The sequence below is a fragment of the Novosphingobium sp. FSW06-99 genome (assembly GCF_001519065.1).
In the GTDB taxonomy this organism is placed as follows: domain Bacteria; phylum Pseudomonadota; class Alphaproteobacteria; order Sphingomonadales; family Sphingomonadaceae; genus Novosphingobium.
Map to the genome: position 1 here is coordinate 88742 of NZ_KQ954254.1, position 25683 is coordinate 114424.

Here is a 25683-nt window from a genome sequence, read left to right on the forward strand (position 1 = left end):
CTAATGGACACATGCTAGCCTTGCGTCAACGAAAGGATGCGTGGCGGCATGAACGAGCACGTGGTGGTGATCGGGGCGGGCATCGGCGGGCTGGTCAGCGCTGCCTTGCTGGCTGCGCGCGGCTGCGACGTGACCGTGGTAGAGGCAGGCGCGGGGCCCGGTGGCAAGCTGCGCTCGGTCATGGTCGATGGCCAGGCGATCGATGGCGGGCCGACGGTGTTCACCATGCGCGGCGTGTTCGCCGACATTTTCGCCCGGTGCGGGGCCACGCTCGAAGACCATGTGACGATGCACCCGGCGACCATTCTGGCCCGCCACGCCTGGGGCGCGGATCGGCTCGACCTGTTTGCCGATCCGGCCGCCAGCGAGGCGGCGATCGGCGAATTTGCCGGTGCCCGGGCGGCGCTGGGCTATCGTGCGTTTCGCGCCGAGGCAAAGCGCATTTTCGACGCGCTCGATCGACCGTTCCTGCGGCGGACCAACACCGATCCGATCACGCTGGGCTGGCGGATGGGGCTGCGCGGGTTTTCCGACTATTGCACCTTGCGGCCCTATACGTCGCTGTGGCGGGCACTCGACGGCTATTTCGAAGACCCGCGCCTGCGCCAGTTGTTTGGCCGCTATGCCACGTATTGCGGATCGTCCCCGTTCGATTGCCCGGCCACCTTGATGCTGATCGCACATGTCGAGGCGAGCGGGGTCTGGCTGATCGAGGGGGGGATGCATCGCCTGGCGCAGGCGCTCGAAACGCTGGGGCGCAGGAACGGCGTCTGCTTTCGCTATGGGGCGCCCGTGTCGGAAATTGCCGTCGAGCGCGGGCGGGCGAGCGGCGTCGTGCTGCGTACCGGCGAACGCATCGCGGCCGGTGCGGTGGTGTGCAACGCCGATCCCTCGGCGATCGGCGCTGGCCGCTTCGGTGCGGCGGCGCGCCGCGCAACCACGGCAGTGCCGCTGCGGCGGCGCTCGCTCGGCGCGATGGTGTGGACCGGGCATGCGCGCGTGCACGGCTTTCCGCTGGTGCGCCACAACGTGTTCTTTTCGGACGACTATGCGGCGGAATTTGTCGCGCTGGCCCAGGGTCGGCTGGCTGGCGCGCCCAGCGTCTATATCTGTGCGCAGGATCGCGATGGCCCTGACCATGCGCCTGCGGGTGACACCGAACGTGTCCAGATCATCGTCAACGCGCCGCCGCTTGGCGACGTCAGCCCCATCACACCAGCGGAGATCGCAACATGCACACGGCACATGCTGGAGAGGGTCTGGCAGAGCGGCCTTTCGCTCGAACTGGCGCCCTCGACGGTGCTGACCACGCCGGGCGGGTTCGAGACGCTGTTTCCCTCGACGGGTGGAGCCCTCTATGGACCGGCCTCGCACGGGTGGGCGGCCTCCTTCCGCCGGCAGGGCAGCCGGACACGGATCCCTGGGCTCTATTGCGCGGGCGGGAGCACCCATCCGGGCGCGGGCGTGCCGATGGCCGCGCTTTCCGGCCGGCTAGCCGTCGAATGCCTGCTGTCGGACCGCGCTTCGACGTTGCGGTCGGTCCGGGTGGCTATGCCTGGTGGTATATCGATGCGACCAGCGCAGACGGTGCCCACGGCCTGACCATCATCGCGTTTATCGGCAGCGTGTTTTCGCCCTATTACAAGTTCAGCGGGCGTGCCCGGCCCGACAACCATTGTGCGATCAATGTCGCACTCAATGGCCCACGCGGATCGGCCTGGGCAATGACCGAGCGCCCGGCCAGCCGGGTCAGCCGTTCACCGGTCCATCTGGCGGTCGGGCCCAGCGGGATCTATTGGGACGGCGCGACACTGGTGATCGAGATCGCCGAAGTGTCGGCACCACTGCCCTACAAAGTGCGCGGCACGGTGCGGATCACCCCTGAAATGATCGGTTCGACCGCGTTTGCGCTCGATCCCGCCGGGCGGCATCGGTGGCATCCGGTGGCGCCGCGCGCGCATGTCGAAGTGGCGATGACGCATCCCGGGGTGTGCTGGTCGGGGCCCGGCTATTTCGATTCGAACTTTGGCGACGAACCGCTCGAAGACGGCTTCAACGACTGGCACTGGTCTCGCGCGCATCTGCGGGATGATGTCGCGGTGTTGTACGACGGGCAGCGGCGCGATGGCACGCCGTTCGATCTGGCGCTGCGGCTCGACCGGCAGGGCAACTGGCACGATGCATTCCAGCCCGCGCCCGCCGCCCTGCCGCGCACCGGCTGGCTGGTGAAACGGGCCACGCGGGCCGATGCGGGATCGACCCCGCGCGTCGTCAAAACGTGGATCGATGCCCCGTTCTATGCGCGTTCGATGCTGGCCACCCGGTTGTTCGGCGAAGACGTGCGCGCCGTGCATGAAAGCCTGTCGCTCGGGCGTTTCCGCTCACCGATCGTCCAGTCCATGCTCCCCTACCGCATGCCGCGCATCGTCTGGTAGGCGCGCCTTGCGGGCCTGTTCGCCAGCCTTGTCCCTGGCGATCTCGCGATTGACCGAGACAAGTTGCCAGATCCCGATGCCGAGCGCGGGAATGCTGCAGATCGCCATGTCGAATAGGCTGAAATAGGCACTGCTCATCGGTTGGCCTCCTGTGCAAAGGGGATGATCAGGGCGACAATCTCCTGCGGTTGTTCCTCGTGCGCAAGATGGCCCAGATCGGGCAGGGTGATCAGCAAGCCCTGTTTGACGATGCCTGCCACCTGGCGCGCATGGGCGATCGGGATCGCGGCATCGCGCGCGCCATGGATCAGCAGCAGCGGGGTGGCCAGTCGCGGCAGATCGCGGCGCAGCGCCGCCAAGTCCCATTGCGCCATCATCGTCACCGCGCCCGCGCAATGCGCAGGCGTGGCAAACAGGCTTTGATACCAGGCGATCCCTTGTGCATCGATCCGCGATCCCGTGCTGCGCGCCAGAAAGCGCGCCGTTTCGCCCGAGATACGTGCGGTGCGGGCAAACAGATGCGGCGCCAGCGGATTGACGAACAGCATCCGCGCCAGCGACGGAAACAGCACCCCGGCCAGCCCCGCAATCGGCAGCAGTGCGGCGCCGAGGCCGATGATCGCGCGCGGGCGCGCAATGCCGTCGATCGCCATGCGAATGCCGATCGCCGCCCCGGCGGAATGGCCCACGATCACCACCGGATCGGCGCCCAGCGCCGCCATCAGATCGCCCGCCGCGCGCGCCATCGCGGGCATCGTCAGACCGCCGCCGGGGCGCCCGCCGGTAAAGCCATGCCCCGGCAGATCGGGCGCGATCACCCGGAAATGCGTGGCCAGCAGCGGCGCCAGATCACGCCAGCTATGCGTGGCGGCGCCGGTGCCGTGCAGCAGCAGCAGCACCGGCGCGGTATCGTCGCCCAGCACCTGCACATGCCAGCGGAGCGGGCCCACGGTGACAAACCGGCTGGCCGTGCGGTTGGGCCAGGCGTGCCCTTCGACATCCCAGCGCGGCGCCTGGCTCATCCCGGTTGCGCCCGGCCGATCGCGGCGTGCATCGCGCCGGCATCGGCGCGCGGCAGTGGCAGATAGCGCGCGCCCATCGCGGCGGCGATCGCGGCGCCTTCCGGCCTTGGTCGCGCCGACGTGTCGACAAAGGCCGCCGGAATGCCCGCCAGCCGCATCGCCGTTGCCTCGGCGGTGGCATCGGCCTCGGCCTGGCTGCGCACGGCGCGGCCATCGGCGGCAATATTGGCGCGCCCGTCGGTCAGCACGATCACGAATGGCGTGCGCCCGCGCGCCCGCGCCGCCTCGGCCAGTTCGCGCGCGGCGGCCAGCCCTGCCGCCAGGGGCGTGCCACCGCCGCCGGGCAATTCGGCCAGCATCCGCCGCGCGCGCGTCAGGCTGCGCGTGGGGGGCAGCAACAGATCCGCCCCCGGCCCGCGAAACGCCACCAGGGCGACATGCGCACGTTTGACATAGGCCTCGGCCAGCAGCAGTTCGACCGCGCCTTTCGCCTCGGCCAGCCGTGCCGCCGCCGCAGAGCCGGATGCATCGACGGCAAAGATGGTCAGCACTTCGGCACGGGTCTGAAACCGTCGCACACGCAGATCGTCGCGCCGGATCACGATGCGGTCGGTCGCACCGCGCAGCCTTTGCCAAGGCGCGGCCGCGCGCAGGGTGTCGATCACGCTGAGCCGCCTGCCGCCACCGGGCACGCCAGCGGTTGCCCCCATCGGGCGCCCGCGCAACGCCGATTTGCGCCGCGCGCCCTTGCCGCGCATGGCATTGGTACGCGCCCGCCGCGCGCTGCCATCGGCAATGCGGGTCAGCAGGTCTGCGGGTATGGCGGCCCGGGCGGCCTCCAGCACCACATCCTCGATCGGGCCGGGCTCGCGCTGGCTTTGCTCGCCGTCATCGCGCTCGTCCGCTTCGGCATCGGGTGGCGGTTGATCGGGGGGGGCTTCATCGGGCGTGGCGGGCATGCGCGTGGCGCGCGGGGCCAGCACCATGCGCGCGGCAAAGGCCAGATCGGGCAGGGTGATCGCGTGCCGCCCGGCCAGATGCGCGCGCGCCCGGGCCGCGCGCAAGGCAAACAGCGCGGGTCGTACCGAATCGATCCCCAGCGCGGCCGCGGTGCGCGCGATGATGTCGATCGCTTCGTACGGCGACACGCTTTCGCCGGCCTCGTCAGCGGGTGCGGGGGGCGTCGGCGCGCACAGGTCCGCCAGATCGATCCAGAACGCCATGCGTTCGGCCAAGGCGGCGGGTGGGTGCTCTTCGAGCGCGATCCCGTCGTCGAGCGCCATGATCACGAACCGGGCCGGGGCCTGGCCATCGCGTTCGGTCACCACCGTGCCGGTATCGATCACCGCTGCGATCCGCGCGGCCACGGCATCGGGCAGGCGCTCGGCCATCGGCACGATCACCATGCCGCCATGCGCTGCCTGCAACAGGCCGCTGCGCGTGACCGCTTTGCCCTGCGCCAACGTGGCGGTCAGGTCGATCCCGCCCAACAGGCCGTCATCATCGATATGGGTCGGTATGCGGCGCACCGGCGCCCCGGCGGGCAAGGCCTCGCGCAGATCGGTCACCAGGGTTTCGCGCAGATCGCCACCCCCGCGCACGATCAGGCCGCCCAATCCGGGATCGATCGCGCACAGCCGCGCCGCGATCCGCGCATCGCCAAACCGATCCGGCGCGTGCGGATCGGGCATGGTCAAGCCACCAGTTCCTCCAGCGCGCGTTCGATGCGCGTGGTTGAGCCTGTTTCGTCGAGCACATTGCGGCGCAGCCGGTGGCGCAACGCCATCGGCGCGACTGTGGCGATATGGGTTGCCGTTACCACATCGGCGCCATCGAGCGCGGCCAGCGCACGCGCCGAACGCATCAGCGTCAGTTCGCCGCGCAGGCCATCGGCGCCAACCGCGATGCACAGCCGCGATGCCAGCATCAGCACATCATCGGGCACAGTGACCGTGGCCAGCGCGGCGCGGCCGCGCGCGATCTTTTTCAAGGTCTTGCGTTCTTCGCGGCGCCATTGCTCGGCAAATTCGTCAGGCGTGCGTTCAAATGCGTCGCAGCGTTTGAGGATTTCCACCCGTTGTTTCAGATCCTGCGGCGTGCGCACTTCGACCGACAGGCCGAACCGGTCGAGCAATTGCGGGCGCAATTCGCCCTCTTCGGGATTGCCGCTGCCGACCAGCACAAACCGCGCCGGGTGCCGCACGCTCAACCCTTCGCGCTCGACCACATTTTCGCCCGACGCCGCCACATCGAGCAGCAGATCGACGATGTGATCCTCCAGCAGATTGACTTCATCGATATACAAAAACCCGCCATGTGCGCGCGCCAGCAGGCCCGGTTCGAACGCCTTGACCCCGGCGCCCAGCGCGCGTTCGAGATCGAGCGCACCGACCACGCGGTCTTCGGTTGCGCCAAGCGGCAGGTCGATGAACGGCACCGGCATGGTTGCCCCCGCCTTGGCCATCCCCGTGCTGCCATCCTGATAGCCGCCATCGGTCACCGGAATCGGCGGCAGCAGCGCGGCCAGCGCGCGCACGGCGGTCGATTTGCCGGTGCCGCGATCGCCAAACACCATCACCCCGCCGATGCGCGCATCGACAGCCGCCATCAACAGCGCGCGCTTCATTTCGTCCTGGCCGACGATCGCGGAAAAGGGGAAGGACACACGCACGCCCAACGTGTAACATGCGCTGGACGTTCCGCAAGATGGACAAATCAGACATGACGGTCCCGATACTCGTTGCCGCCGCCGTGGCGGTCCTGCTGGGCGGGCTGGGTGGCCTGATGACGCCGATCGACGGCTGGTATCGGGATTTGCGCAAACCCGCATTGCAACCGCCCAACTGGCTGTTCGGCCCGGCCTGGACGGTGATCCTGGGGCTGGCCGCGTGGTCGGCGGTGATCGCCTGGACAGCGGCGCCCGATGGCTCTGCCCGCATGACCGTGGTGATCCTGTTTGCCACCAACGCGGTGTTCCACGCGCTGTGGAGCCCGCTGTTCTTTCGCGCGCGCAGGCCCGACTGGGCGCTGATCGAGGTCGTCTTCCTGTGGGCCTCGCTGGTGGCGCTGGTCGTCGGGCTATGGCCCATCTCGCACCAGGCAAGCGCGCTGATCGTGCCCTATCTGCTGTGGGTCAGCTTTGCCTCATGGCTCAACAGCGCGATTGTCCGGCTCAACCGCCCCTTCGCCTGACCCGCACGACACCCCGCCTGCAAGCATGGCGCAATTCGGGTTCACATCGAATGGCCAGAGCTTGCCACCGGCAGGCATAACCAAAAGGAACATCCCGCCCCATCGGCCATTTTGACGGCCGTTGGGTCTGGCTTGGCATTCCTTGTGGCGATGTCTGTCAGCGGCATTGTACCCCCAGCAAATCCAGCGCCTGGGTCCCTAAAATACCCCCAATCATACCCCCAACTGCGGGGGGCTGTTGGCGAACGAAGGCAGCGGCCAGCGGCGGAATGTCGCTGGAATACCTTGGATTTCTTGGGGTTTGTAAAGACGTCAGCGGACAGGGAAATGGAGCGGTGAAGGGAACCACAAGTCATCCTTAAACATCTGCAAATCAACAAAATGCTGCAGTGCAGCAAAAAATATGGCCCCGAGGCTTGGCCCCAGTCCCTTTCCGCAATTCGGGTTCGAAGCACAAACTGGGACGGCTATATCAATTGCGCAACATCCCCCGAATTCTGGTCTCTACGTCAACCTAGTTCGGAGTCCTGGACCGCCCAAAGTGTACCCGGCTTGGGGACTGGCGGAGCGGTTAGCACCAACTAGGCTGCCGATTCGTACATGGTCGTCCCCTCGCTTCATGCGAGCCTTGATCATGCCCTCGGACGGTACAATGAATGGGGCCAGCAGGATGGGTATCATGCTGCCGACATAGGACTCCTCACTAAGGAGAGGATCTCTCGGTGTGTCGTTGGGCGGGGGCGGGAGATCGAAACGCTAGGTCGGCAATTCATCATCGCCTGGCAGGTAAATCTGCAGGACTATTGTGGATGGCGGCACACGGCGAGTTGCTGCGCGTCGATTTGGAGTGAGTGCGGCGGCGGCGGTTCGTCTGAGGCACAACTGGCACCCGCGCCTTGGCACCTTGACAGCCATCCGGAAAAGGGGTGCTAAGGGCACCTGAAAATCGGTAGGTTCTTTGACACCTGTAAATTCGCTTACGATTGAATATCTTGCAAACAAGTCTGTTCCCCGCACGCGCGGGGATGAACCGGAGCCAATCCCCATGCCATTGCCTTCGATCCTCTGTTCCCCGCACGCGCGGGGATGAACCGGAGCTGGGCCTGCCAGGTGACCTCAGGCCACACTGTTCCCCGCACGCGCGGGGATGAACCGCTGGCCCATCCATTCCATGCCCAGTCGCTTCACTGTTCCCCGCACGCGCGGGGATGAACCGTATCCTGACAACGACATCCCTGGCTGTTGCACCTGTTCCCCGCACGCGCGGGGATGAACCGGCAATCCGGTCGATCCCGGCGCCGCGCTATGGCTGTTCCCCGCACGCGCGGGGATGAACCGGATCGCGTAATGGACCAGGTCCGCATCGACGTCTGTTCCCCGCACGCGCGGGGATGAACCGTATCAAGCGGGGCTGCGCCGGGTGCGTCGATCCTGTTCCCCGCACGCGCGGGGATGAACCGGCCAGGCTGTTGAGCGTGGTCGAGCCATTGGCCTGTTCCCCGCACGCGCGGGGATGAACCGCCTTCGTTGGCGATCTCTTCGTCGGAGATTGCCTGTTCCCCGCACGCGCGGGGATGAACCGATCGATGGGCTGTACCTCAACCAGTCAGGGCTCTGTTCCCCGCACGCGCGGGGATGAACCGTCGTGTAGCCGCCGCCGCAATTTACCGTGGTGCTGTTCCCCGCACGCGCGGGGATGAACCGCACCGTATGATCCGGTGTTGAACTTGCCCGACCTGTTCCCCGCACGCGCGGGGATGAACCGCAGCGCATCCAGCGCGCCCGCGCCACTGGAATCTGTTCCCCGCACGCGCGGGGATGAACCGCAGCCAGGCCGCGAATGTGGCGCATTCGAACACTGTTCCCCGCACGCGCGGGGATGAACCGTCTTCGCGCTGCATCATTTCGGTGACGAAGCCCTGTTCCCCGCACGCGCGGGGATGAACCGTGTCCGGGCCTTCGTATTCGGTGACCACGCGCCTGTTCCCCGCACGCGCGGGGATGAACCGGGCCTCCACAGCAGCGACCCTAGCGGGGATGGCTGTTCCCCGCACGCGCGGGGATGAACCGGCGATTTGCCCATATGCCCCGTTGTCGATGATCTGTTCCCCGCACGCGCGGGGATGAACCGCTGTGGGAAGTTACCCGCGTGCCTGATCTTGCCTGTTCCCCGCACGCGCGGGGATGAACCGCCTACGCGGGCACCGACCCGGTAGCCCAGGGGCTGTTCCCCGCACGCGCGGGGATGAACCGCCGCTTGTTGCTTGCTCGCCTGTGCCGATAGTCTGTTCCCCGCACGCGCGGGGATGAACCGACGGAAAGCGCCATTCTACAAGGGTTTACGTGTTGTTCCCCGCACGCGCGGGGATGAACCGGTAAAACGCAGACCGCCGCGCAGTCTTCGTCGCTGTTCCCCGCACGCGCGGGGATGAACCGGATTAGTATCGTGCAGTACGCTCCATCGAACGCTGTTCCCCGCACGCGCGGGGATGAACCGACGGCCTTGGCGCTGTCGGACGCGGTCGGCGCCTGTTCCCCGCACGCGCGGGGATGAACCGCAGATCCGCTTGTACAGACCATCGGCCAGCGCCTGTTCCCCGCACGCGCGGGGATGAACCGGGAGAGGAACTTTGGGACATGGTGGGCGACCCCTGTTCCCCGCACGCGCGGGGATGAACCGATCGACGCCGCAGAACGCGATTTCGCCGTACACTGTTCCCCGCACGCGCGGGGATAAACCAAGATCTGGAACGGTAGTCAGCCCTTTGACACCGGAGCCTTTGCATTCCATTCTTGGGTCATCTGCGACAAAGGGCCGAACCAATGTTGACCAGCCTGCTGGCGTGGCCCGGCAAAAGCCCGCGGGACGAGGGTGGGGTGTTTCACCCGGCCGCCTATCATATGCTCGACGTGGCGGCCGTGGCGGTGGAATTGCTGGCGGTGCCCGGGCTGGGGCCGGGGCATACGCTCGCTCGGGATGCGCGCGATGCGCTGGTGTTGCTGACCGCGCTGCACGATCTGGGCAAGATCAACCCCCGCTTTCGCGCGATGCTGCTGCAAGGCGACAGCCAGGGGACCAAGCGGCATTGGGAGGTTTCCGAAGCCTATCTGTGCGCCAGCGACATCCAGCGCGATCTGGCCGCGCATCTCGATTGTTCGCGTTTTGCGCTCGAACCTTTGGCCTCGGCCACGGCGGGCCATCATGGGCGCCCGGCGCGGATCGACAAACAAAGTCTGAAAGAACTGGTCGCGGGGCAGGGGGCCGGGGCGTTGGACGATGCCCGCGCGCTGGTGGCCGCGCTGTGCGCGCTGTGGCCCGATGCGCGGTTGACCGGTTGGAGCGCAGCGCAGGCGCGTGCGCTCAGTTGGTGGTTTGCCGGGCTGGTAACCGTGGCCGACTGGATCGGGTCAAACCCCGATTGGTTTGCGCCATGCGCGCCGGGCCCGGATCTGGCCGCCTATTGGCGCATGGCACAGACGCGCGCGGCCTTTGCCGTGACGCAAACCGGGCTGCTGCCGCCGGGCGTGGTTGATCGTGCGCTGTTCGATTTCGCACTGCGGCCCATGCAGCAGGCGGCATCGCGCGTGCCCTTGCCCGATGGCCCCACGCTGGTGTTTGTCGAAGATGAAACCGGCGCGGGCAAGACCGAGGCGGCGTTGATCCTGGCCCAGCGGATGCTGTTGGCCGGGCATGGGGCAGGGCTGTTTTTCGCGCTGCCAAGCATGGCCACCGCCGATGCCATGTTTGCGCGGGTGGAACAGCAGATCGGGCGGATGTTTGTCGCCCCGCCCTCGCTGGCGCTGGCGCATGGCCGGGCGGCGCTGTCGGCACGGTTTCGCGCCTTGCGCGATCGCGCGGCGGTGTCTGATGATGTGGTCTGTGGCGAATGGATCGGCGATAACCGCCGCCGCGCGCTGTTGGCCACGATTGGCGTGGGCACGGTCGATCAGGCGCTGTTGGCGGCCTTGCCCACGCGCTTTGCCACGCTGCGCCATTGGGGGCTGGCGGGCAAGATCCTGATCGTGGATGAAGTGCACGAACTGGGCGATGCCTACATGGACGAAGAGCTGCGCCAGCTTTTGCGCCTGCACGCCATGGCGGGCGGCTCGGCCATTCTGATCACGGCGACCCTGCCACGCCATCAGCGCATGGCGCTGGCCCAGGCCTTTGCCCAGGGGGCAGGGCAGGCCATGCCGATCGATGATGATCCGGCCTATCCCGCGCTGACCGTGGCGGGCGGGGCGGCCTTACGCGATTTTCCGCCACGCCTGGCCGAAAAAGGGGTGGTGGGTATCGAGCGGCTTGGCAGTGTCGAGGCCGCGCTCGATTGCCTGGCCGAGGCGGCGGGGCGAGGGGTGGCCTGTGTATGGGTGCGCAATGCCGTGGATGATGCGATTGCCGCGCGCGAGGCGCTGCGCGCGCGCGGGATCGAGGCCGACCTGCTGCACGCCCGTTATGCCCTGTGCGATCGCAAGCGGATCGAGGCGCGGCAGATGGCGCGCTTTGGCCGCGATGGGGATGATCGCGCGGGCCGGGTGCTGATCGGCACGCAAGTGCTGGAATCGAGCCTCGATCTCGATTTCGATGTGATGATCAGCGATCTGGCGCCGATGGCCGCCCTGATCCAGCGCGCCGGGCGATTGTGGCGCCACATGGCCCGGCGGCCCGCCCCGGATCGGCCCGTGCCGGCCCCCGTGCTGCACGTCGTGTCGCCCGACCCGGCGCAAGTCGAAGATGCACGCTGGCTGCAGGCGCTGCAACCGGGGGGCGCCTTTGTCTATCCCGTGGCCGATCAGTGGCGCACTGCCGACACGCTGTTTCGCGCAGGGCAGATCGTCGCGCCCGCCGATCTGCGTGGGCTGATCGAGGCGGTGCATGGTACCGAACCCGGCCCCATTCCCACCGCGCTGGATGCCGCCGAGCAAGAAGCCGATGGCGAACGCATGGCCCGCGCCAGCCACGGGCGGCAGAATGTGATCAAACTGGGCGAAGGCTATCGCGGCGGCGGCGGGGGCGAGGACGATCGCGAATATCCCACTCGCCTTGGCCGGGAAACCCGCACGCTGTTGCTGTTGCGCCCCGACCATACACCATGGGCGCAAGAGGCGGGTGCCAGCATGATCGAGCGCGAAGCCCTGAGCGAGGTCAGCGTGGCCGCATCGCGCCTGCGCGGGCTGAACCTGCCGGGCGGGGACGATCCGGCGTGGCGTGCGCTGACCGCCGACTGGCCGGGCTGGCGCCGGGCCAGCGTAACGCCCTGTGTGGTGGGCGACGATGGGGTGATTGTGCCTGGATTGCGCTATCGCGCTGATACCGGGCTGATCCTTGGCTAGTTGCGCTGCGAATTATAAATCGTTTGCAGACACTATTTTGGAATCAGTTGGGATCAGTATTGACACGTAATCGGTGTGACCGATAAGCCTGTTCCGCAACGGCAAAGACGTGAGCGGGCGAGGCATGTTCAATCTTCTGCACGAATATTGGATTCCCGTCATTACACGCACCGGGCGGCGCCTGATCCGCCCGTTCGATATTGTCGATCCGGCCGTGTTGTGGCCCGATTGGCCGCGCGCGGATTTGAATGTGGCCTGTCTGGAACTTCTGATCGGCATGGTGGCCATGGCCGATCCGCCACGCGATCCCGAAGATTGGGATGCCCGCCGCCGCCCCGATGCGGCCCGTTGGGCCGAGCGGCTTGGCGCCTTTGCCGATGCCTTTGCGCTGGATGGGCCGGGCCCGCGTTTCATGCAGGATCTCGAACCGTTTGAAGTGGGCGTGAAACAGCCCGGCTCTGTCGATATGCTGTTTATCGATTCCGCTGGGGCAAATGCGACTCCCAATAACACCGATTTGATGGTGCATCGCGGTCGCTATGCCGATTTGTCGATGGGCGAGGCCGCCATGGCGTTGTTTACGCTTCAGGCATATGCGCCTGAAGGGGGGCGGGGATATCTTACTTCGCTCCGCGCAGGTGGGCCCTTAAGCACGCTGGTTGTTCCGGGTGGTGAGCCCAATCTGTTCGATGTGATTTGGGCTAATGTGCCCGATGGGCGACCAGGAAATCCTGACGATTTGCCATGGATGAAGCAAACTCGCGCGTCAAAAGTTTACCCGCCTGCGATGGAGACTTTTAGCGCGGTCGAAGTTTTTTTCGGAATGCCGCGTAGAATACGGCTGATTTTCAGTGAAGATCGAGTTGTTGGGGTTGAGCAGCGTCAGTATGGAAATAAATATGAAGGATGGGTCCACCCACTCTCGCCATACTATCGTAATAAAGCCGGAGAGATGGCGTTTTGCCAGCGTGCTGCAACGTGGAATGCGGGGTATCGTAATTGGCTTGGTGTCGTTTGTCAGGCTGACGATGCCTATTTGCGCGATAGAGCATTAGCGCTACGACAATATGATAACCGCGCAGATTTCGATGAAAAATATTCGGTTCTTGTGAGTGGATGGGCAACAAATAGCGCAAAAATACTTGATTTTGTTTGGTCTCGAGAGCCAACATTTGTCTTATCAGACACGAAATCCGCAATTTTGCGAGGTGTCATACGTGCCGCTGAGGTCGCTCAAAATGAAATGATAAGTCTCATGGCAATATTGAGTGGTGCACGAAGGAAGGCAGAATTAAAGTCCAAGGGTCTACCACAAGATTATAAGCCCTCAGATTGGAAATGGGGAGGATCTTGCGAAAGTAACATGGCCGACGCCTTTTACGTCAACACAGAAGCTGCGTTTCTCGAGCATATGGTTTTGATCCGTCAGGGAATTAGTGTGGGCGAGACATGGCTGGCAGTATTGCGTGATATGGTGCTAAATCTCTTCAATCATGAAGCGGCTAGAGCTTTTACCTCTCAAGATGCTGCTCGCATCCACCGAGCACTTTTCGTGCGAGAGCGTCTGCTGTCCATGCTGGGCGGATATTCGAAATCGGGTGTGGCGCTGTACGAGCATTTGCGGCTCGAACCGCCAAAGCCTGCAGCCAGACCGGCCAAAGCAAAGGGGATAGCAGCATGAACGCCCTGCACAAGGATGTGGCGGCATGGTGGCACGATCATCTGGGCCATTATCAGCAGCGCGCCGATCACCGCGCCTTGCGCGCGCGATTGCGCCGTGCTGCCGGGCCCCTGGCGGTGGTGGGTGAGCCGGCGGTGCACGATCTGGTGCGGGCACAGCCCTGGCTGGCGCATCGGGCCGATGTGCTCGCCGATATCGTGCTGGCCATCGCCCATGTCGATCGCGACGGGCGAGAGCCTTTGGCGCGGGCGCTGGGCAAGCCGCCGGGCGGCGACAGCCCGGTGATGAGCCCGCTGCGGTTTGAGCGGTTGATGGCCTCCTCGCGCGCGGAGCTGGCCCCGCAGATCCGCCGCGCGCTCGCCCAGGCCGAAAACACCTGCAACGTGGGCGCGCTGGCCGCCGACCTGGCCGCGTGGGACGACCCAGAGCGGGGCGAGGCGGTGCGGCTGCGTTGGTGGTTTGCCTATTACAACGCCCGGCCCGCCCAAATGTCCGAAACGTCCACCGATCACGACAACGCTCTTCACAAGGAACAGGCCGCATGACGACCTTTGTGCAATTTCACCTGTTGACGGCCTATCCGCCCAGCAATCCCAATCGCGACGACCAGGGGCGGCCCAAATCGGTGCATCTGGGTGGGGCGCCGCGCCTGCGGCTGTCGAGCCAGTCGATCAAGCGGGCGGTGCGGATCAGCGATGCGTTCCAACAGAATCTGGCCGGGCATCTGGGCACGCGGACAAAGCGGATCGGCGAAGACCTAGTCGAAACGCTGGTGGCAGGCGGTGTCGATGCCGAAGCCGCGCGCAAGGCGGCAGAGCAAGTTGCCGCCGTGTTTGGCAAGCTGGATGCCAAGGGCAAGGGCGGGGCGCTGATCAACGCCACGCTGGCGTTTGTGTCGCCCGACGAGCGCGCCCATGCGCTGGCTCTGGCGCAAAAGATTCTGGCCGGTGAAAAATTGCCCGATGACAAAACGCTGGGCAAGACCGTGCTGCGCAGCGCCGATGGCGCGGTGGACATCGCCATGTTCGGCCGGATGCTGGCCGAAGCAACCGAATTCAACCGCGAGGCGGCAGTGCAGGTCGCCCATGCCTATACCACCCACCGCGCGGTCAGCGAGGATGACTTCTTTACCGCGGTCGACGATCTGAAGCCCCGTGATGACGATGCCGGCAGCAGCCATCTGGGCGATCTGGGCTTTGGCTCGGGGGTCTATTACCTTTATGCCTGCGTCAATGTCGATCTGCTGGTCGAAAATCTGGGCGGCGATGGTGCGCTGGCCGCGCGCGCGCTCGATGCCCTGGCGCGGGCGCTGGCCACCGCTACGCCTTCGGGCAAACAGAACAGCTTTGCCCACCATCCGCGCGCGCACTATATCCGCGCCGAACGCGGGCCCTTTGCGCCGCGCGACCTGGGCGGGGCCTTTTTCAACGCGGTGAAGGGCGACGATCTGATGGCCGCCTCGATTGCCCGGCTCGAAGACACTGCCGCGCGGATAGAGGCTGCCTATGGCCCGAACTTTACCGCGTCTGACATTATGAATCTGACAACGGGGCAGGGCAGTCTGGCCGGGATTGCCGAATTTGCGGCGCGCAGCGTCGATGATGCGCCCGACCATGGCTGATTATCTGGTGTTTACCCTGGCCGCCATGATTGGCGCGATGGGCGATCTGGCCGGGCATGAACGGCGCGGCACGCATGTATGGCCCGCGCGCTCTGCCGTGCTGGGCCTGCTGGGCGCGGCAACGGGGGTGCGGCGTGACGATTCTGCGGGTCTGGCACGGCTCGACCGGTTGTCGATGGCGGTGGGCCAGTTTGCCCAAGGAGTGGCGTTTCGCGATTTTCATACCGCGCAGACGATTCCCGCCGCGTTCGGCCGCGTGGATGGCCGGGCCGATGGCCTGCGGCGCGCAAAGGCGGCGGGCAAGCTGAACACCGTGCTGACCCAGCGCGACTATCGCGCGGGTCTGGTCCATGGGGTGGCGCTGTGGCAGGATGATAGCGGCGGCGATCTGCTGGCCGAGCTGGCGGACGCGCTGCGTCAACCGGTGTTTACACTCTATTTCGGGCGCAAGGCCTGTCCGCTGGCGATGCCTCCGGTGCCGCGCCGGATCACGGCGGACGATGCGATAACGGCGCTGGGTCATGTCGCGCTGCCGCAGTTTGTCGGGGCAGGGCCGTGGACGCTGGGCATGGTGGCCGCCGATTGCGATCTGGGGCAGGGGCACAGCGAATGGCGCCATGATGTGCCGATCGACCGTGCGCGCTGGCACTTTGCCCAGCGGCAGGTTCATCTCTGGCACAATGCGGATCAAGGGGCCGCATCATGAGCCGCTATCTTTCGCGGCTGACCTTGCGACGCGATCCTGCGCTCGATGCCTTGCGCGCGCTGTTGCAGCCCGATGATGCCGGGCGGCTGCTCGATGCCAATCATCGGCTCGTTTGGGCGGCCTTTGCGGGCGATCCCGATGTCGAGCGCGATTTTTTGTGGCGGGCAGAGGGTGAGGGGCGGTTTCTGGTGCTGTCGGCCCGGGCGCCGGTCGAATCCGCCTTGTTCGAGCCGCATGCGATCAAGCCCTTTGCCCCCGTGCTGAATGCAGGCGACCGGCTGCATTTCAGCCTGCGCGCCAATGCCACGCGCGCGCGGGCGATGGGGCAGGGGGTGCGCGGGCAGCGGGTCGATGTGGTGATGGATGCGCTGCATCGCATGGGCGCGGTCGATCGGGCCATAGCGCGCGATGGCGCAGCGCATGGTGCGGCGCTGGACTGGATGGCGGGGCAGGGCGCAGACCACGGGTTTCATCTGGCGAACGATCAGGATGGCGCGCCGGTGCTGAGCGTTGTTGACTATGCCGTGATGGCCATTCCCGGCCACAGCGGGCGGCGGCGCGGGCAGCCGCAATTTGGCGTGCTGGATCTGGCGGGCACATTGGTGGTGGATGATCCGGCGGCGTTTGTGGCCAAGCTGGCCCGGGGTTTCGGCCGGGCGCGCGCCTTTGGCTGTGGCCTGATGCTGATCCGCCGGGCCGGGGGATAGGCACGGCATGGCCATGCCCGGCCTGCCGCCGCCCAGGCCGATTCCGCTGAAGGATCGGGCATCGCTGCTGTTTGTCGAACATGCGCGGCTTGATGTGATCGATGGCGCCTTTGTGGCGGTCAATGCCGATGGCACGCGCACGCATATTCCCATTGGCGGCATCGCCTGCCTGATGCTGGAGCCGGGGGCGCGCATTTCGCATGCGGCGATCGCACTGGCCGCGCGCACCGGCACGCTGATCACCTGGGTGGGCGAGGGCGGGGTGCGGCTCTATTCCGCGGGCCAGCCCGGCGGGGCGCGGTCTGATCGATTGTTGTGGCAGGCGGCGATAGCGCTGAATGACGAGGCGCGGTTGAAAGTGGTGCGGCGCATGTTTGAGTTGCGCTTTGGCGAGGCAGCGCCACAGCGCCGGTCGATCGAGCAATTGCGCGGGATCGAAGGCGTGCGCGTGCGCAAGAGCTATGAATTGCTGGCGCAGGCCCATGGCGTGACATGGACCCGGCGCGCCTATGACCGGGGCGATTGGGATGCGGCCGATGTGCCCAACCGCTGTCTTTCGGCGGCGACGGCTTGCCTGCACGGACTGTCGGAGGCGGCGGTGCTGGCGGCGGGCTATGCCCCGGCAATCGGCATGTTGCACACGGGCAAGCCGCTGTCGTTTGTCTATGACATTGCCGATCTGTGGAAACTGGATACCGTTGTGCCAGAGGCCTTTCGCATTGCCGGTGCGGCGGCACGGGGGAAGCTGGCACAGCTTCCGGGCGGCACGTCGCCTGAACGCGCGGTGCGGCTTGCCTGTCGCGACGCGTTTCGCCGCAGTGGGCTGTTGGCACAGATCATCCCGCGCATCGAAGAGGTCTTGTCCGCCGCCGAAGTGGCCCGGCCAGAGCCGCCCGCCGATGCCGTGGGCCCGGCTTTTGAGGACGAACCGGCGGGCGGCGACGAAGGGCACCGGGGATGATGCGGCGATGATGGTCATCGCGCTGACCAATGCCCCGCCGCGCCTGCGCGGACGGCTTGGCGCATGGTTGCTGGAAATCCGCGCCGGGATCTATGTGGGCGATTACGCCGCCCGCACGCGCGAACGCATCTGGGGCGAAGTGGAAAACGCGATCGGCGAGGGCGATGCGGTCATGGTATGGACCGCCCGCACCGAACAGGGATTTGACTTCCGCACCGCCGGCGCCAACCGCCGCATGCCGGTGGATTTTGACGGGCTGAAACTGGTATCCTTTCTGCCGCAAAGTTGACGCGGAAAATCGGTAGAGTCTTTGACATCGTAAAACTGCTGTGAAATCAGACCTTTCCACGAAGTCTGTTCCCCGCGCGTGCGGGGATGAACCGGCGCCTACACCATTGCGCAGGACTTCCCGCGCCTGTTCCCCGCGCGTGCGGGGATGAACCGCCTATCTGCTATGTCGTCAGGGCCCATCCTGTCTGTTCCCCGCGCGTGCGGGGATGAACCGGTTTGCGCCCTCGACAAAGCTGGCGATATCGACTGTTCCCCGCGCGTGCGGGGATGAACCGACGGCCTGCACGTGCATTTGCCGCAGCTTCCCCTGTTCCCCGCGCGTGCGGGGATGAACCGTCTCTCCCGGCGTCACCGAGACGGTGCCGGAGCTGTTCCCCGCGCGTGCGGGGATGAACCGAAGTTCCTTGCCAAGAAAAGCCCGAAATTTCCCTGTTCCCCGCGCGTGCGGGGATGAACCGCCGATCACGCAAATCCCCTATCTCGATCAGCTCTGTTCCCCGCGCGTGCGGGGATGAACCGCGGCGCTGGGCAACGACATGGCGATGATCGCCCTGTTCCCCGCGCGTGCGGGGATGAACCGCAACGTCTCCACGCTTGTCGGCGCTGCTGGCGCTGTTCCCCGCGCGTGCGGGGATGAACCGTGATCACCGTGGCGGGGCTGGTGGCGATGTTGCTGTTCCCCGCGCGTGCGGGGATGAACCGCGGTGCCATTGCAGAGCACGCGCCCGGTGACCCTGTTCCCCGCGCGTGCGGGGATGAACCATAATAGCACCGCTGCGACCCGTCGATGGTCGACTGTTCCCCGCGCGTGCGGGGATGAACCGGCCCCGCGCCCCCGCAATCCTCAACCCGCGCGCTGTTCCCCGCGCGTGCAGGGAAGAATCTAATTCGACGGTCACAGGCTCGCGGTTGAAAGTCCGGCGCAATATGCGATGACAGGCTTGCTGGCCCGAGGTAGAAAAACGCTATTGCGACGCGGACATGGCTTTGGCCATCTCTGAGATGAGGGATACTCGGCGACCCTCCGGGCCAGCATCGCAGGACCTTTGGGGCAGGGCCCGGGCGCTATTGGGCAAGGGCGCGGCGGCCGTGGTCGCGCAAGGTGCCTTGCGGGTCGACATAGCGGTACAGCGTTACCGGTTTGATGCCCAGTTCGTGGCATAGCTCGGCCACGCTGGCGGCCCCGGGCGCGCGCTGCGGCTAATCCGGCCAGCGAGGCGAATATTCCAAACGACTGGCAGCCATCGGCCTTGGACACGCGGGCATGGCGGATCAGCAGGTTTCACAAACGATCATAAAGGGTGGCGGCAACGATTTATGATAACGCACCGGAGGGTACCGCACGCGGGGGGCGGCGTTTCAAAAATGATCGATATAAGAGGCATAAAGTCCATATTTGGAGGTTATAACAGTCATTATCTTGCCTTTTCACACCGTGCCCGTTATTGGTGGGGTTGGAGAAGGCGATGAACCACCATCCGCGCACGTATTCACGCGTCACGCATCAAACGCTGGCCTTGCTGGGCGGGCGCATTCGCCTTGCGCGCAAGCAGCGCAAGATGTCCGAGGCGGATCTGGCCGAGCGGGTCGGGATCGCGCGCAGCACTTTGCAGGCGATAGAGAAGGGCCATCCCACGGTCGAAATCGGGCTGGTGTTCGAGGCGGCGACGCTGGTCGGGGTGCCGCTGTTTGTCGATACCCCTGCGCGTCTTGGCACAGAGCTGGCGCGGGTCAGCGAAACCATGGCTTTGCTGCCACGGTCGGTGCGCCGCGCGCGCGGGGATCTGAACGATGATTTCTGAGGCGGGGCGCGCACGGGTCGAGCCGGGCGAGGCCTTTGTCTGGATCTGGCTGCCGAGAGCGATGCAGCCGGTGATTGCGGGCCGGATCGTGCGTGATGGCGACACCTATGCCTTCAATTATGGCCGGTCGTATCTGGCGCGGGCCGATGCCGTGGCGATCTATGCGCCGGAATTGCCGCTGCGGCGCGGGCTGATCGAGCCAGAGCCGCCGCTGGAGATGGCCGGGTGCCTGCGCGACGGCGCGCCCGATGCATGGGGGCGGCGGGTCATCATCAACCGGCTGACCGGGTTGGGGGGTGAGGCGGCGCACCAGGTCGATTTTGACGAGCTGACGTTCATGCTCAATTCCGGATCGGACCGGATTGGCGCGCTCGATTTCCAGCTTTCGGCAGAGCGCTATCAGCCACGCGAGCAGGAAAATGCAACGCTGGACGATCTGATGGACGCGGCCGACCGGGTCGAGCGCGGCGAACCCGTACCACCCGCGCTCGACAAGGCGCTGTTTCACGGCAGCTCGATCGGGGGGGCAAGGCCCAAGGCTCTGGTCGAAGATGGGCGCGACAAGTTCATCGCCAAATTTTCGAGCACCGGCGACACGATGTCGGTGGTCAAGGCGGAATTTTTGGCGATGCGGCTTGGTGCGGAGCTGGGGCTGGATGTCGCGCCTGTGCGTCTTGCGCGGGCCAGTGGCAGGGATGTCTTGCTGGTGCGCCGGTTTGACCGGGAATGGACCGGCGAGGGCTGGGCGCGGCGCGGCATGGTGTCGGCGCTGACCATGCTGGGCCTTTCCGAAATGCAGGCGCGCTATGCCAGCTATGGCGATCTGGCCGATCTGGTGCGCGCGCGCTTTACCGAGCCACGAGCTACCTTGCGCGAGCTGTTTGGCCGCATGGTGTTCAATGTGCTGATTGGCAATACCGATGATCACGCGCGCAACCACGCTGCATTCTGGGACGGCGCGCGGCTGACGCTGACCCCGGCCTATGACTTGTGCCCTCAACCGCGCGGCGGACGCGAGGCCAATCAGGCCATGCTGATCCATGGGCCAGACAAGCGCAGCCTGCTGGAAACCTGCCGCCTGTCTGCGCCCCAATTCCTGCTGAGCGACAACGATGCGCGCGCGCTGATCCGCGCGCAGATCGGCGGGATCATGGCGCAATGGAACAGCATTTGCGACGAGGCGGAACTGGGCACGATCGATCGCGCCTTTCTGTGGCGGCGCCAGTTTCTTAACGACTATGCGTTCGAGGGTTATATCGACGGCGCGCCCGGGCTTTGATCGGGCAGGGTTTTGTCCGGGGCTATGCCAAAGCCTGGGCCCGCGCGCCCTTAGAGTATCCGTGATGATCAAGCGATAGATTGCTGCCAGCAGCGGTCGGCTTTGAGCAAACTTTGGAAGGCTTCCAGTCGCTGGTACGCGCTAATTTCCGGCTGACTTACCCGTTCTTGGGGGCCTGAAAGGCTCAGGCCTCCATCGCGATCGGGGCGGTCTTTGCCACAGCTGTCCTTCAGCCCAGATGAAGACCGTTGAGCCAGGCATCGATGGCACTCTGCCGCCATCCGACACAGCGTTCAGCGATACGGATCTGACGCGGGAAAGTGCCAGCCTGCATCCTGCGATAGAGCGTCGCCCGGCTGAACCCGGCGATCTTGAGAACCGCCCTGAGGCGCAAAATGCGGTCGGGTGCCGTGTCCATGATGAGGTCTCCATTGGTGTTGTCCGATGGGCTTCATGCAGTATCTGGCGAACCCGCTGGAGAGACTTTACCCGGCCAGAGATGGCCAGTTTCAGCCATTCGATTGGCACCTGGGACCAGGGCGCCTGTTTGCAGCAATCGCGCGTGACGCGATCGGGTCGGACAAGGGCTGGGTCATGCGGACGGCGCGCCTGGGCGCGCCGGCGTTGGGCCTTGCGGCCCCGGTCGGCCGGGTGGGCGTCGCTGCCCGTTAGACCCGGCGCGGCATGCTGCAACCCCGGCTGCGCCGGGGTGCTCCTCTTCGTTCCGCCCCCTTTGGGGTGCAGCCCGCCTCCTCGCCGGGCCTGCTGGTCCGCTCCTGCCGCCCACCCGCCCGACCGGCGCCGGGTCATGGCGGTTTGGGAGAGGAGGTGGATCATGGCCATGTTTGGTGCGCATGCGCAGCGTTGCGTGGCGAGGGTTGCAGGGGCTGGTGAAGCACGGCCCCGGCCCATGGAGGAACTCTACGACCGGGTGACCCGGCGGATTGTCGCCGAGCTGGAGGAAGGGCGACTGCCATGGGTGCAGCCATGGAATAGCGCAACAGTGCTGGCGGGCCTGCCGTGCAATGCGGTGAGCGGTCGGGCCTATTCGGGGATCAATATCCTGATCCTGTGGCACGCGCTGTTCGAAGGCGGGTTTGCCGCGCAACGCTGGCTGACGTTCAGGCAGGCCGAGGCGCTGGGCGGGCACGTCCGCAGGGGCGAGCGGGGGGTGACGGTCTGCTATGCCGATCGCTTCACGCCGAAGGACGCGCAGAACGGCGAGGGAGGCACGCCTGCCAGCGATGGCGAAGCCGTGCGGCAGGTGGCATTCCTCAAGCGCTTTACCGTGTTCAATGTCGCGCAATGCGAAGGCCTGCCCGATGCATTGACCTTGCCCGAGGGTGATACGCCGCGCGGCGATGCGGTCACGGTGCCCGAAGCCGAGGCGCTGGTTGCAGCAAGCGGGGCGCGGGTCTGCATCGGTGCACCCCATGCCTGCTATGTGCCATCGGCAGACCGGGTCGAAGTGCCACTGCCGCGGGCCTTCGGCGAGCCGATCAATTTCTATCGCACCGTGCTCCACGAACTGGGCCACTGGACCGGGCACCCGACCCGGCTTGATCGCGACCAGTCAGGCCGCTTTGGCAGTGCAGCCTATGCACGCGAGGAACTGGTTGCCGAACTGTGCAGCGCCTTTGCCTGTGCCGCGATGGGGATCGTGCCGACCGTGCGGCATGCCGACTACATCGGTGCATGGCTGGAAGTGTTGCGCGCCGATAACCGCGCGATCTTTCGGGCCGCCAGTCAGGCCAGCAAGGCCGCCGATTACCTGCTGGCATTCCGGCCGCAGGCAAGCGCGCCGGAGGCAGTGCCGTGACCGCGCCCGACGACGACGGCCCGGATCCCGAGGCCAGGGCGGCGCATCTCGCCCGGGTCGAAGCGGTCATCATGCGCATGCCGAAGATGACGCGGGCAATCTTCATCGCCCGGCGCTTCCATGATCTGTCGATCGCCGAGATTGCGCACCAGACCGGTCTGTCGCGCAAGCAGATCATGCGCCATCTGAACCGTGCCGTCGCCCATATCCATGACGCCTTTCGCGAAACATAGCGGGGCGTCCGGTTCCTTCATCCCCGCCGCCAAGCGGAACCCGCTTGGCGCGCGCGGGATTTTGTCGGTAGAGACAGGACATGCGCACCGATCTCGACCATCTGCCACAGCCCAAGCAGCGCGAGCTTGAGCATGTCGTGCGGGTGATCTTCGAGGAATTCGAGGCCGCCCATGCGCTGGGCACGCTTCGCTGGAAGAAGCAGGGCCGCATTCTCAAGCTGGTGCTCTATGGCAGCTATGCGCGGGGCGGCTGGGTCGATGATCCCATCGGCGGCTACAAGTCCGATTACGACATCCTTGTCGTCGTCAACGACGAGCGGCTGGTCGATTTCGAATACTGGTCGGCAGCCGAGGACCGGCTGATGCGCGACATGACCATCACCGGCACGCTGTCGGCACCGGTCAATCTGATCGTCCATTCGCTGACCGACGTGAACCAGCAACTGGAGAAGGGGCGACCGTTCTTCATCGACATCGTGCGTGACGGGATTGCGCTCTACGAGGCCGAGGGCTTTTGCTTCGCCCAGCCGCGCGACCTTCCGCCCGAGGAGGCCAGGGCAGAGGCGCTGGCCCATTTCGACAAGTGGTTCCCGAGCGCCGATGCTTTTTTGGCGTCTGCAAAGTTCTTGATTGAGCGCGGCGACACAAACGAGGCGGCATTCAATCTACATCAGGCTGCCGAGCGACTGTACCACTGCGCGCTGCTGGTGCTGACCCTTTACAGCCCCAAGTCGCACAAGCTCAATTTCCTGCGCTCGCATGCCGAGGAACTGGCCCCCGATCTGGTTGCCGCCTGGCCGCGCAGCGACAAGGTCAGCCGGCGCCGCTACGAGCTGCTACGCCAGGCCTATGTCCATGCGCGCTACTCACCCCATTACGTCATCACCGAAGAGGAGCTCCTCTGGATCGCCGAACGGGTCAGCGAATTGCAGCGTCTCGTTGACGCCGTTTGCCGTCGTCACCTCGACCTGTAGCCTATCCCACCCCGACACACCTTGAGCTGCCCTGAGCCGAGCTGCGGTTCAGGGCATTTTTGCGTGCTGGCGCTGCGCGGTGGCATTGGCGGCCGGGCTTCTTGAGACGGCTTGGGAGAAAGGCATCGGGGCGGATTGGGGGGTAGGGAGGTTTTGCAAGATAAAGGCAGTGCCTCCGGGGCACTGCTAACTTACTGTCTGCACATCCTTTTTGCAGGAGGCATGGCCTTTGTGGGTGGAGGCTGGTTTGTCACCGACCCTGTCTGGGCATTCGGGGCAACGGAAACCCGGCGTTTGCCCCCATTTTCCCTCACCGCAAATCCCGGTTTTCGGCCAATGAGCTCGACTCGAAAGTGGCTCCCGGATCGATTGCCAGACAGGGATATTCAGCCGTTCCGGAAGCTGGATCTGGCGGTCAATGCTTGAAGCAATTGTCGCGATGCCATGCGAGGAAACTCGGGTGTGGGCGATCCATCGTGCGGGACGGAGCCACGGCAAAACCGGTCCGGTTGACAAGCGACCGTATGCTCGCCGGATCGTTCGTTTGCCGGCTGATCATGATCTCCAGGTCGTCCTTCAGGCTGATCAGACCACGATCGAACATCCAGTGGACCGTGCCCGAAAGCGCGATGCCGTTGCTCACGATATCGGGCCCGCCATGTTCAACGGGACGGATGTGGGCTGCTTCGACTTCGGCCCTGCCACCACCGTTGATCAGCTTCAAACCGGTCACTGCACAACGCGCATCATAGGCGGTGACAATGCGCCGCCGGAACAGGCGATCGCGCACCATGCGTGACGCCAAAAACGCCACCCGATCGCGCTCAATTTCGTGCTGAAAGGGCACGCGCTCCTGCCGGAAACTGTTGCCCGCATCGCTGTCGACACGGGGCAGAAAGTCGTCGTTTTCGGCCGTGCCGAGGTCGATGATCCGGTTGAAATCGGCGATCGAAAGCGGCCGCACGGCCGATTGCGCCCGTCCGGAAATCCGTCCGGCATCATTGAGAACCCCGCGCTCGACGATGCCGGTTGCGCCATTGAAAGGCACGTGATTGACGAAGTCGAGATAGGTGCCTGGCTCGATCAGCGCGAGGTACATATCGGGCGCCGTTGGGTCCGGCACGACTTGCTCGACCTTGGCCGTCGCGAAATAGCCACGGCTGCCGCGCACCTTGCCGGGCTCAAGGTAGATGATCCAGTCGCCGATGCAGGCGCTCGCGCGACCCAGGTATTGCTTGGGGAACTGGTATTGCACGGCTGGGCTGTCATCGTAGATCGAATCCGATCGATGCATGAAGATGCCCTTTGCCATGGGTTCAACATAACGACATGCCGACTGATTGGATACGTGCCGTCGCTTGTGATGGGCGCGTTTACCCGTCCCGTTATCTTGGCATAAAAGCAGTCGAAATCGGACAAGCTGTCATCGACCTTGCCGCTCGGCCGTTCGACCGGGCGGAGTTCCGGTTCGTGTTTCCAAACGTGATGGGCGCGACCTGGGACATTCCTGCCTGTCAGTGCCGCTACTGAGAGTGTCCGACTATTTTGGGAGCCGACATTCGGCGGTTGTTCGCACCACCGACAGTTATTTGGGCAAGCTGCGTCGCACGCTTGATGACGCGGGAG

22 protein-coding genes, 1 pseudogene and 2 CRISPR repeat arrays are annotated in these 25683 nt (G+C 65.4%); of the genes and pseudogenes, 16 read left to right on the forward strand and 7 right to left on the reverse strand.

The features are described 5' to 3' along the window. Window positions 1-48: 48 nt before the first annotated feature. Both crtD and AQZ49_RS07200 read left to right on the forward strand, forming a co-directional pair. Complete coding sequence (gene crtD, locus AQZ49_RS07195; RefSeq protein ID WP_067614458.1) at window positions 49-1602, forward strand: 1-hydroxycarotenoid 3,4-desaturase CrtD; 1554 nt, start codon at window positions 49-51, stop codon at window positions 1600-1602. Then, window positions 1503-2435, forward strand: coding sequence for a hydratase (locus AQZ49_RS07200; protein ID WP_067614460.1), 933 nt, complete (start codon window positions 1503-1505; stop codon window positions 2433-2435). Before crtD ends, AQZ49_RS07200 begins: the two co-directional genes overlap by 100 nt. Here AQZ49_RS07200 and AQZ49_RS21750 read toward each other — a convergent pair. Genes AQZ49_RS21750 through AQZ49_RS07215 form a run of 4 tightly spaced genes read right to left on the reverse strand, consistent with a single transcriptional unit; the run spans window position 2382 to window position 6128 of the window. Next, entirely contained in the window at window positions 2382-2573 is a 192-nt protein-coding gene (locus AQZ49_RS21750) for a hypothetical protein (protein ID WP_082701628.1), read from the reverse strand. The genes AQZ49_RS07200 and AQZ49_RS21750 overlap by 54 nt on opposite strands. Next, window positions 2570-3457: an alpha/beta fold hydrolase BchO gene (bchO, locus tag AQZ49_RS07205; protein ID WP_067614462.1), complete on the reverse strand. Its 888-nt coding sequence runs from the start codon at window positions 3455-3457 to the stop codon at window positions 2570-2572. Before bchO ends, AQZ49_RS21750 begins: the two co-directional genes overlap by 4 nt. Then, complete coding sequence (locus AQZ49_RS07210) at window positions 3454-5148, reverse strand: magnesium chelatase subunit D (RefSeq protein ID WP_067614464.1); 1695 nt, start codon at window positions 5146-5148, stop codon at window positions 3454-3456. Before AQZ49_RS07210 ends, bchO begins: the two co-directional genes overlap by 4 nt. A gap of 2 nt (window positions 5149-5150) precedes the next feature. Continuing rightward, on the reverse strand, window positions 5151-6128 hold the full coding sequence (locus AQZ49_RS07215; RefSeq protein ID WP_082701661.1) for a magnesium chelatase ATPase subunit I: 978 nt from the start codon (window positions 6126-6128) through the stop codon (window positions 5151-5153). A gap of 50 nt (window positions 6129-6178) precedes the next feature. Between AQZ49_RS07215 and AQZ49_RS07220 the strand changes: the two genes are divergently transcribed. The 9 genes from AQZ49_RS07220 to cas2e all read left to right on the forward strand — a co-directional run bounded on the left by AQZ49_RS07220 (window position 6179) and on the right by cas2e (window position 17948). After that, complete coding sequence (locus tag AQZ49_RS07220; protein ID WP_067614466.1) at window positions 6179-6649, forward strand: TspO/MBR family protein; 471 nt, start codon at window positions 6179-6181, stop codon at window positions 6647-6649. Window positions 6650-7653: 1004 nt separating this feature from the next. Continuing rightward, window positions 7654-9390: direct repeats of the CRISPR family, unit length 29 nt; unit sequence CTGTTCCCCGCACGCGCGGGGATGAACCG. 82 nt (window positions 9391-9472) lie between these two features. Next, a complete protein-coding gene (gene cas3 / locus AQZ49_RS07225; protein WP_197410963.1) occupies window positions 9473-11983 on the forward strand; it encodes a CRISPR-associated helicase Cas3' in 2511 nt (836 codons plus the stop codon). 124 nt (window positions 11984-12107) lie between these two features. Further along, entirely contained in the window at window positions 12108-13664 is a 1557-nt protein-coding gene (gene casA / locus AQZ49_RS21755; RefSeq protein WP_082701629.1) for a type I-E CRISPR-associated protein Cse1/CasA, read from the forward strand. Further along, complete coding sequence (gene casB, locus AQZ49_RS07240) at window positions 13661-14209, forward strand: type I-E CRISPR-associated protein Cse2/CasB (RefSeq protein WP_067614472.1); 549 nt, start codon at window positions 13661-13663, stop codon at window positions 14207-14209. The genes casA and casB overlap by 4 nt, the downstream gene beginning before the upstream one ends. Further along, window positions 14206-15285, forward strand: a complete 1080-nt coding sequence (cas7e, locus tag AQZ49_RS07245) for a type I-E CRISPR-associated protein Cas7/Cse4/CasC (protein WP_067614474.1) — start codon at window positions 14206-14208, stop codon at window positions 15283-15285. The genes casB and cas7e overlap by 4 nt, the downstream gene beginning before the upstream one ends. Then, window positions 15278-15991, forward strand: coding sequence for a type I-E CRISPR-associated protein Cas5/CasD (gene cas5e / locus AQZ49_RS07250; RefSeq protein ID WP_231739012.1), 714 nt, complete (start codon window positions 15278-15280; stop codon window positions 15989-15991). The genes cas7e and cas5e overlap by 8 nt, the downstream gene beginning before the upstream one ends. Further along, window positions 15988-16698 carry a type I-E CRISPR-associated protein Cas6/Cse3/CasE gene (gene cas6e / locus AQZ49_RS07255; protein WP_197410964.1) on the forward strand — a complete coding sequence of 237 codons (711 nt, stop codon included), beginning with the start codon at window positions 15988-15990 and terminating at the stop codon, window positions 16696-16698. Before cas5e ends, cas6e begins: the two co-directional genes overlap by 4 nt. Before the next feature lie 7 nt (window positions 16699-16705). Continuing rightward, window positions 16706-17659 (forward strand): type I-E CRISPR-associated endonuclease Cas1e, encoded by a 954-nt coding sequence (gene cas1e / locus AQZ49_RS07260; RefSeq protein ID WP_067614480.1) that lies wholly within the window; start codon window positions 16706-16708, stop codon window positions 17657-17659. A gap of 7 nt (window positions 17660-17666) precedes the next feature. Next, on the forward strand, window positions 17667-17948 hold the full coding sequence (gene cas2e, locus AQZ49_RS07265; RefSeq protein ID WP_067614482.1) for a type I-E CRISPR-associated endoribonuclease Cas2e: 282 nt from the start codon (window positions 17667-17669) through the stop codon (window positions 17946-17948). A gap of 65 nt (window positions 17949-18013) precedes the next feature. Continuing rightward, window positions 18014-18835: direct repeats of the CRISPR family, unit length 29 nt; unit sequence CTGTTCCCCGCGCGTGCGGGGATGAACCG. Between the two features lie 180 nt (window positions 18836-19015). Here the strand turns inward: cas2e and AQZ49_RS22965 are convergent. After that, window positions 19016-19199, reverse strand: a pseudogene (locus AQZ49_RS22965) (hypothetical protein); the annotation flags it as partial. A gap of 217 nt (window positions 19200-19416) precedes the next feature. Between AQZ49_RS22965 and AQZ49_RS07275 the strand changes: the two are divergent. Together AQZ49_RS07275 and AQZ49_RS07280 are read left to right on the forward strand one after the other, a co-directional pair. Next, window positions 19417-19752, forward strand: a complete 336-nt coding sequence (locus tag AQZ49_RS07275) for a helix-turn-helix transcriptional regulator (protein WP_067614486.1) — start codon at window positions 19417-19419, stop codon at window positions 19750-19752. Further along, a complete protein-coding gene (locus tag AQZ49_RS07280; protein WP_082701631.1) occupies window positions 19742-21031 on the forward strand; it encodes a type II toxin-antitoxin system HipA family toxin in 1290 nt (429 codons plus the stop codon). Before AQZ49_RS07275 ends, AQZ49_RS07280 begins: the two co-directional genes overlap by 11 nt. A gap of 229 nt (window positions 21032-21260) precedes the next feature. Here AQZ49_RS07280 and AQZ49_RS07285 read toward each other — a convergent pair whose 3' ends face one another. Continuing rightward, complete coding sequence (locus tag AQZ49_RS07285; protein WP_067614490.1) at window positions 21261-21449, reverse strand: helix-turn-helix transcriptional regulator; 189 nt, start codon at window positions 21447-21449, stop codon at window positions 21261-21263. Window positions 21450-21941: 492 nt separating this feature from the next. On the opposite strand from AQZ49_RS07285, the gene AQZ49_RS07295 reads away from it, so the two are divergent. The 3 genes from AQZ49_RS07295 (at window position 21942) to AQZ49_RS07305 (ending at window position 24057) form a co-directional block, all read left to right on the forward strand. Then, entirely contained in the window at window positions 21942-22850 is a 909-nt protein-coding gene (locus AQZ49_RS07295) for an ArdC family protein (RefSeq protein ID WP_067614494.1), read from the forward strand. After that, window positions 22847-23083, forward strand: coding sequence for an RNA polymerase sigma factor (locus AQZ49_RS07300; protein ID WP_067614496.1), 237 nt, complete (start codon window positions 22847-22849; stop codon window positions 23081-23083). The genes AQZ49_RS07295 and AQZ49_RS07300 overlap by 4 nt, the downstream gene beginning before the upstream one ends. An 80-nt stretch (window positions 23084-23163) precedes the next feature. Next, window positions 23164-24057, forward strand: a complete 894-nt coding sequence (locus AQZ49_RS07305) for a HEPN domain-containing protein (protein WP_067614498.1) — start codon at window positions 23164-23166, stop codon at window positions 24055-24057. 415 nt (window positions 24058-24472) lie between these two features. Here AQZ49_RS07305 and AQZ49_RS07310 read toward each other — a convergent pair whose 3' ends face one another. Then, the gene (locus AQZ49_RS07310; RefSeq protein WP_231739013.1) at window positions 24473-25351 is read right to left on the reverse strand and encodes an HNH endonuclease; all 879 of its coding nucleotides are present in this window, start codon (window positions 25349-25351) and stop codon (window positions 24473-24475) included. Window positions 25352-25683: the final 332 nt, after the last annotated feature.

Excerpts from the sequence above, each read along its gene's own strand:
- cas5e (WP_231739012.1), top strand. The coding sequence starts at position 15,278 with ATGGCTGATTATCTGGTGTTTACCCTGGCCGCCATGATTGGCGCGATG.
- casA (WP_082701629.1), top strand. The coding sequence starts at position 12,108 with ATGTTCAATCTTCTGCACGAATATTGGATTCCCGTCATTACACGCACC.
- AQZ49_RS07220 (WP_067614466.1), top strand. The coding sequence starts at position 6,179 with ATGACGGTCCCGATACTCGTTGCCGCCGCCGTGGCGGTCCTGCTGGGC.
- crtD (WP_067614458.1), top strand. The coding sequence starts at position 49 with ATGAACGAGCACGTGGTGGTGATCGGGGCGGGCATCGGCGGGCTGGTC.
- cas1e (WP_067614480.1), top strand. The coding sequence starts at position 16,706 with ATGGCCATGCCCGGCCTGCCGCCGCCCAGGCCGATTCCGCTGAAGGAT.
- bchO (WP_067614462.1), bottom strand. The coding sequence starts at position 3,457 with ATGAGCCAGGCGCCGCGCTGGGATGTCGAAGGGCACGCCTGGCCCAAC.
- cas3 (WP_197410963.1), top strand. The coding sequence starts at position 9,473 with ATGTTGACCAGCCTGCTGGCGTGGCCCGGCAAAAGCCCGCGGGACGAG.
- AQZ49_RS07285 (WP_067614490.1), bottom strand. The coding sequence starts at position 21,449 with ATGGACACGGCACCCGACCGCATTTTGCGCCTCAGGGCGGTTCTCAAG.
- AQZ49_RS07280 (WP_082701631.1), top strand. The coding sequence starts at position 19,742 with ATGATTTCTGAGGCGGGGCGCGCACGGGTCGAGCCGGGCGAGGCCTTT.
- AQZ49_RS07200 (WP_067614460.1), top strand. The coding sequence starts at position 1,503 with ATGCCTGCTGTCGGACCGCGCTTCGACGTTGCGGTCGGTCCGGGTGGC.
- AQZ49_RS07275 (WP_067614486.1), top strand. The coding sequence starts at position 19,417 with ATGAACCACCATCCGCGCACGTATTCACGCGTCACGCATCAAACGCTG.
- cas2e (WP_067614482.1), top strand. The coding sequence starts at position 17,667 with ATGATGGTCATCGCGCTGACCAATGCCCCGCCGCGCCTGCGCGGACGG.
- casB (WP_067614472.1), top strand. The coding sequence starts at position 13,661 with ATGAACGCCCTGCACAAGGATGTGGCGGCATGGTGGCACGATCATCTG.
- AQZ49_RS07305 (WP_067614498.1), top strand. The coding sequence starts at position 23,164 with ATGCGCACCGATCTCGACCATCTGCCACAGCCCAAGCAGCGCGAGCTT.
- AQZ49_RS07210 (WP_067614464.1), bottom strand. The coding sequence starts at position 5,148 with ATGCCCGATCCGCACGCGCCGGATCGGTTTGGCGATGCGCGGATCGCG.
- cas7e (WP_067614474.1), top strand. The coding sequence starts at position 14,206 with ATGACGACCTTTGTGCAATTTCACCTGTTGACGGCCTATCCGCCCAGC.
- AQZ49_RS07310 (WP_231739013.1), bottom strand. The coding sequence starts at position 25,351 with ATGCATCGATCGGATTCGATCTACGATGACAGCCCAGCCGTGCAATAC.
- AQZ49_RS07295 (WP_067614494.1), top strand. The coding sequence starts at position 21,942 with ATGGAGGAACTCTACGACCGGGTGACCCGGCGGATTGTCGCCGAGCTG.
- AQZ49_RS21750 (WP_082701628.1), bottom strand. The coding sequence starts at position 2,573 with ATGAGCAGTGCCTATTTCAGCCTATTCGACATGGCGATCTGCAGCATT.
- cas6e (WP_197410964.1), top strand. The coding sequence starts at position 15,988 with ATGAGCCGCTATCTTTCGCGGCTGACCTTGCGACGCGATCCTGCGCTC.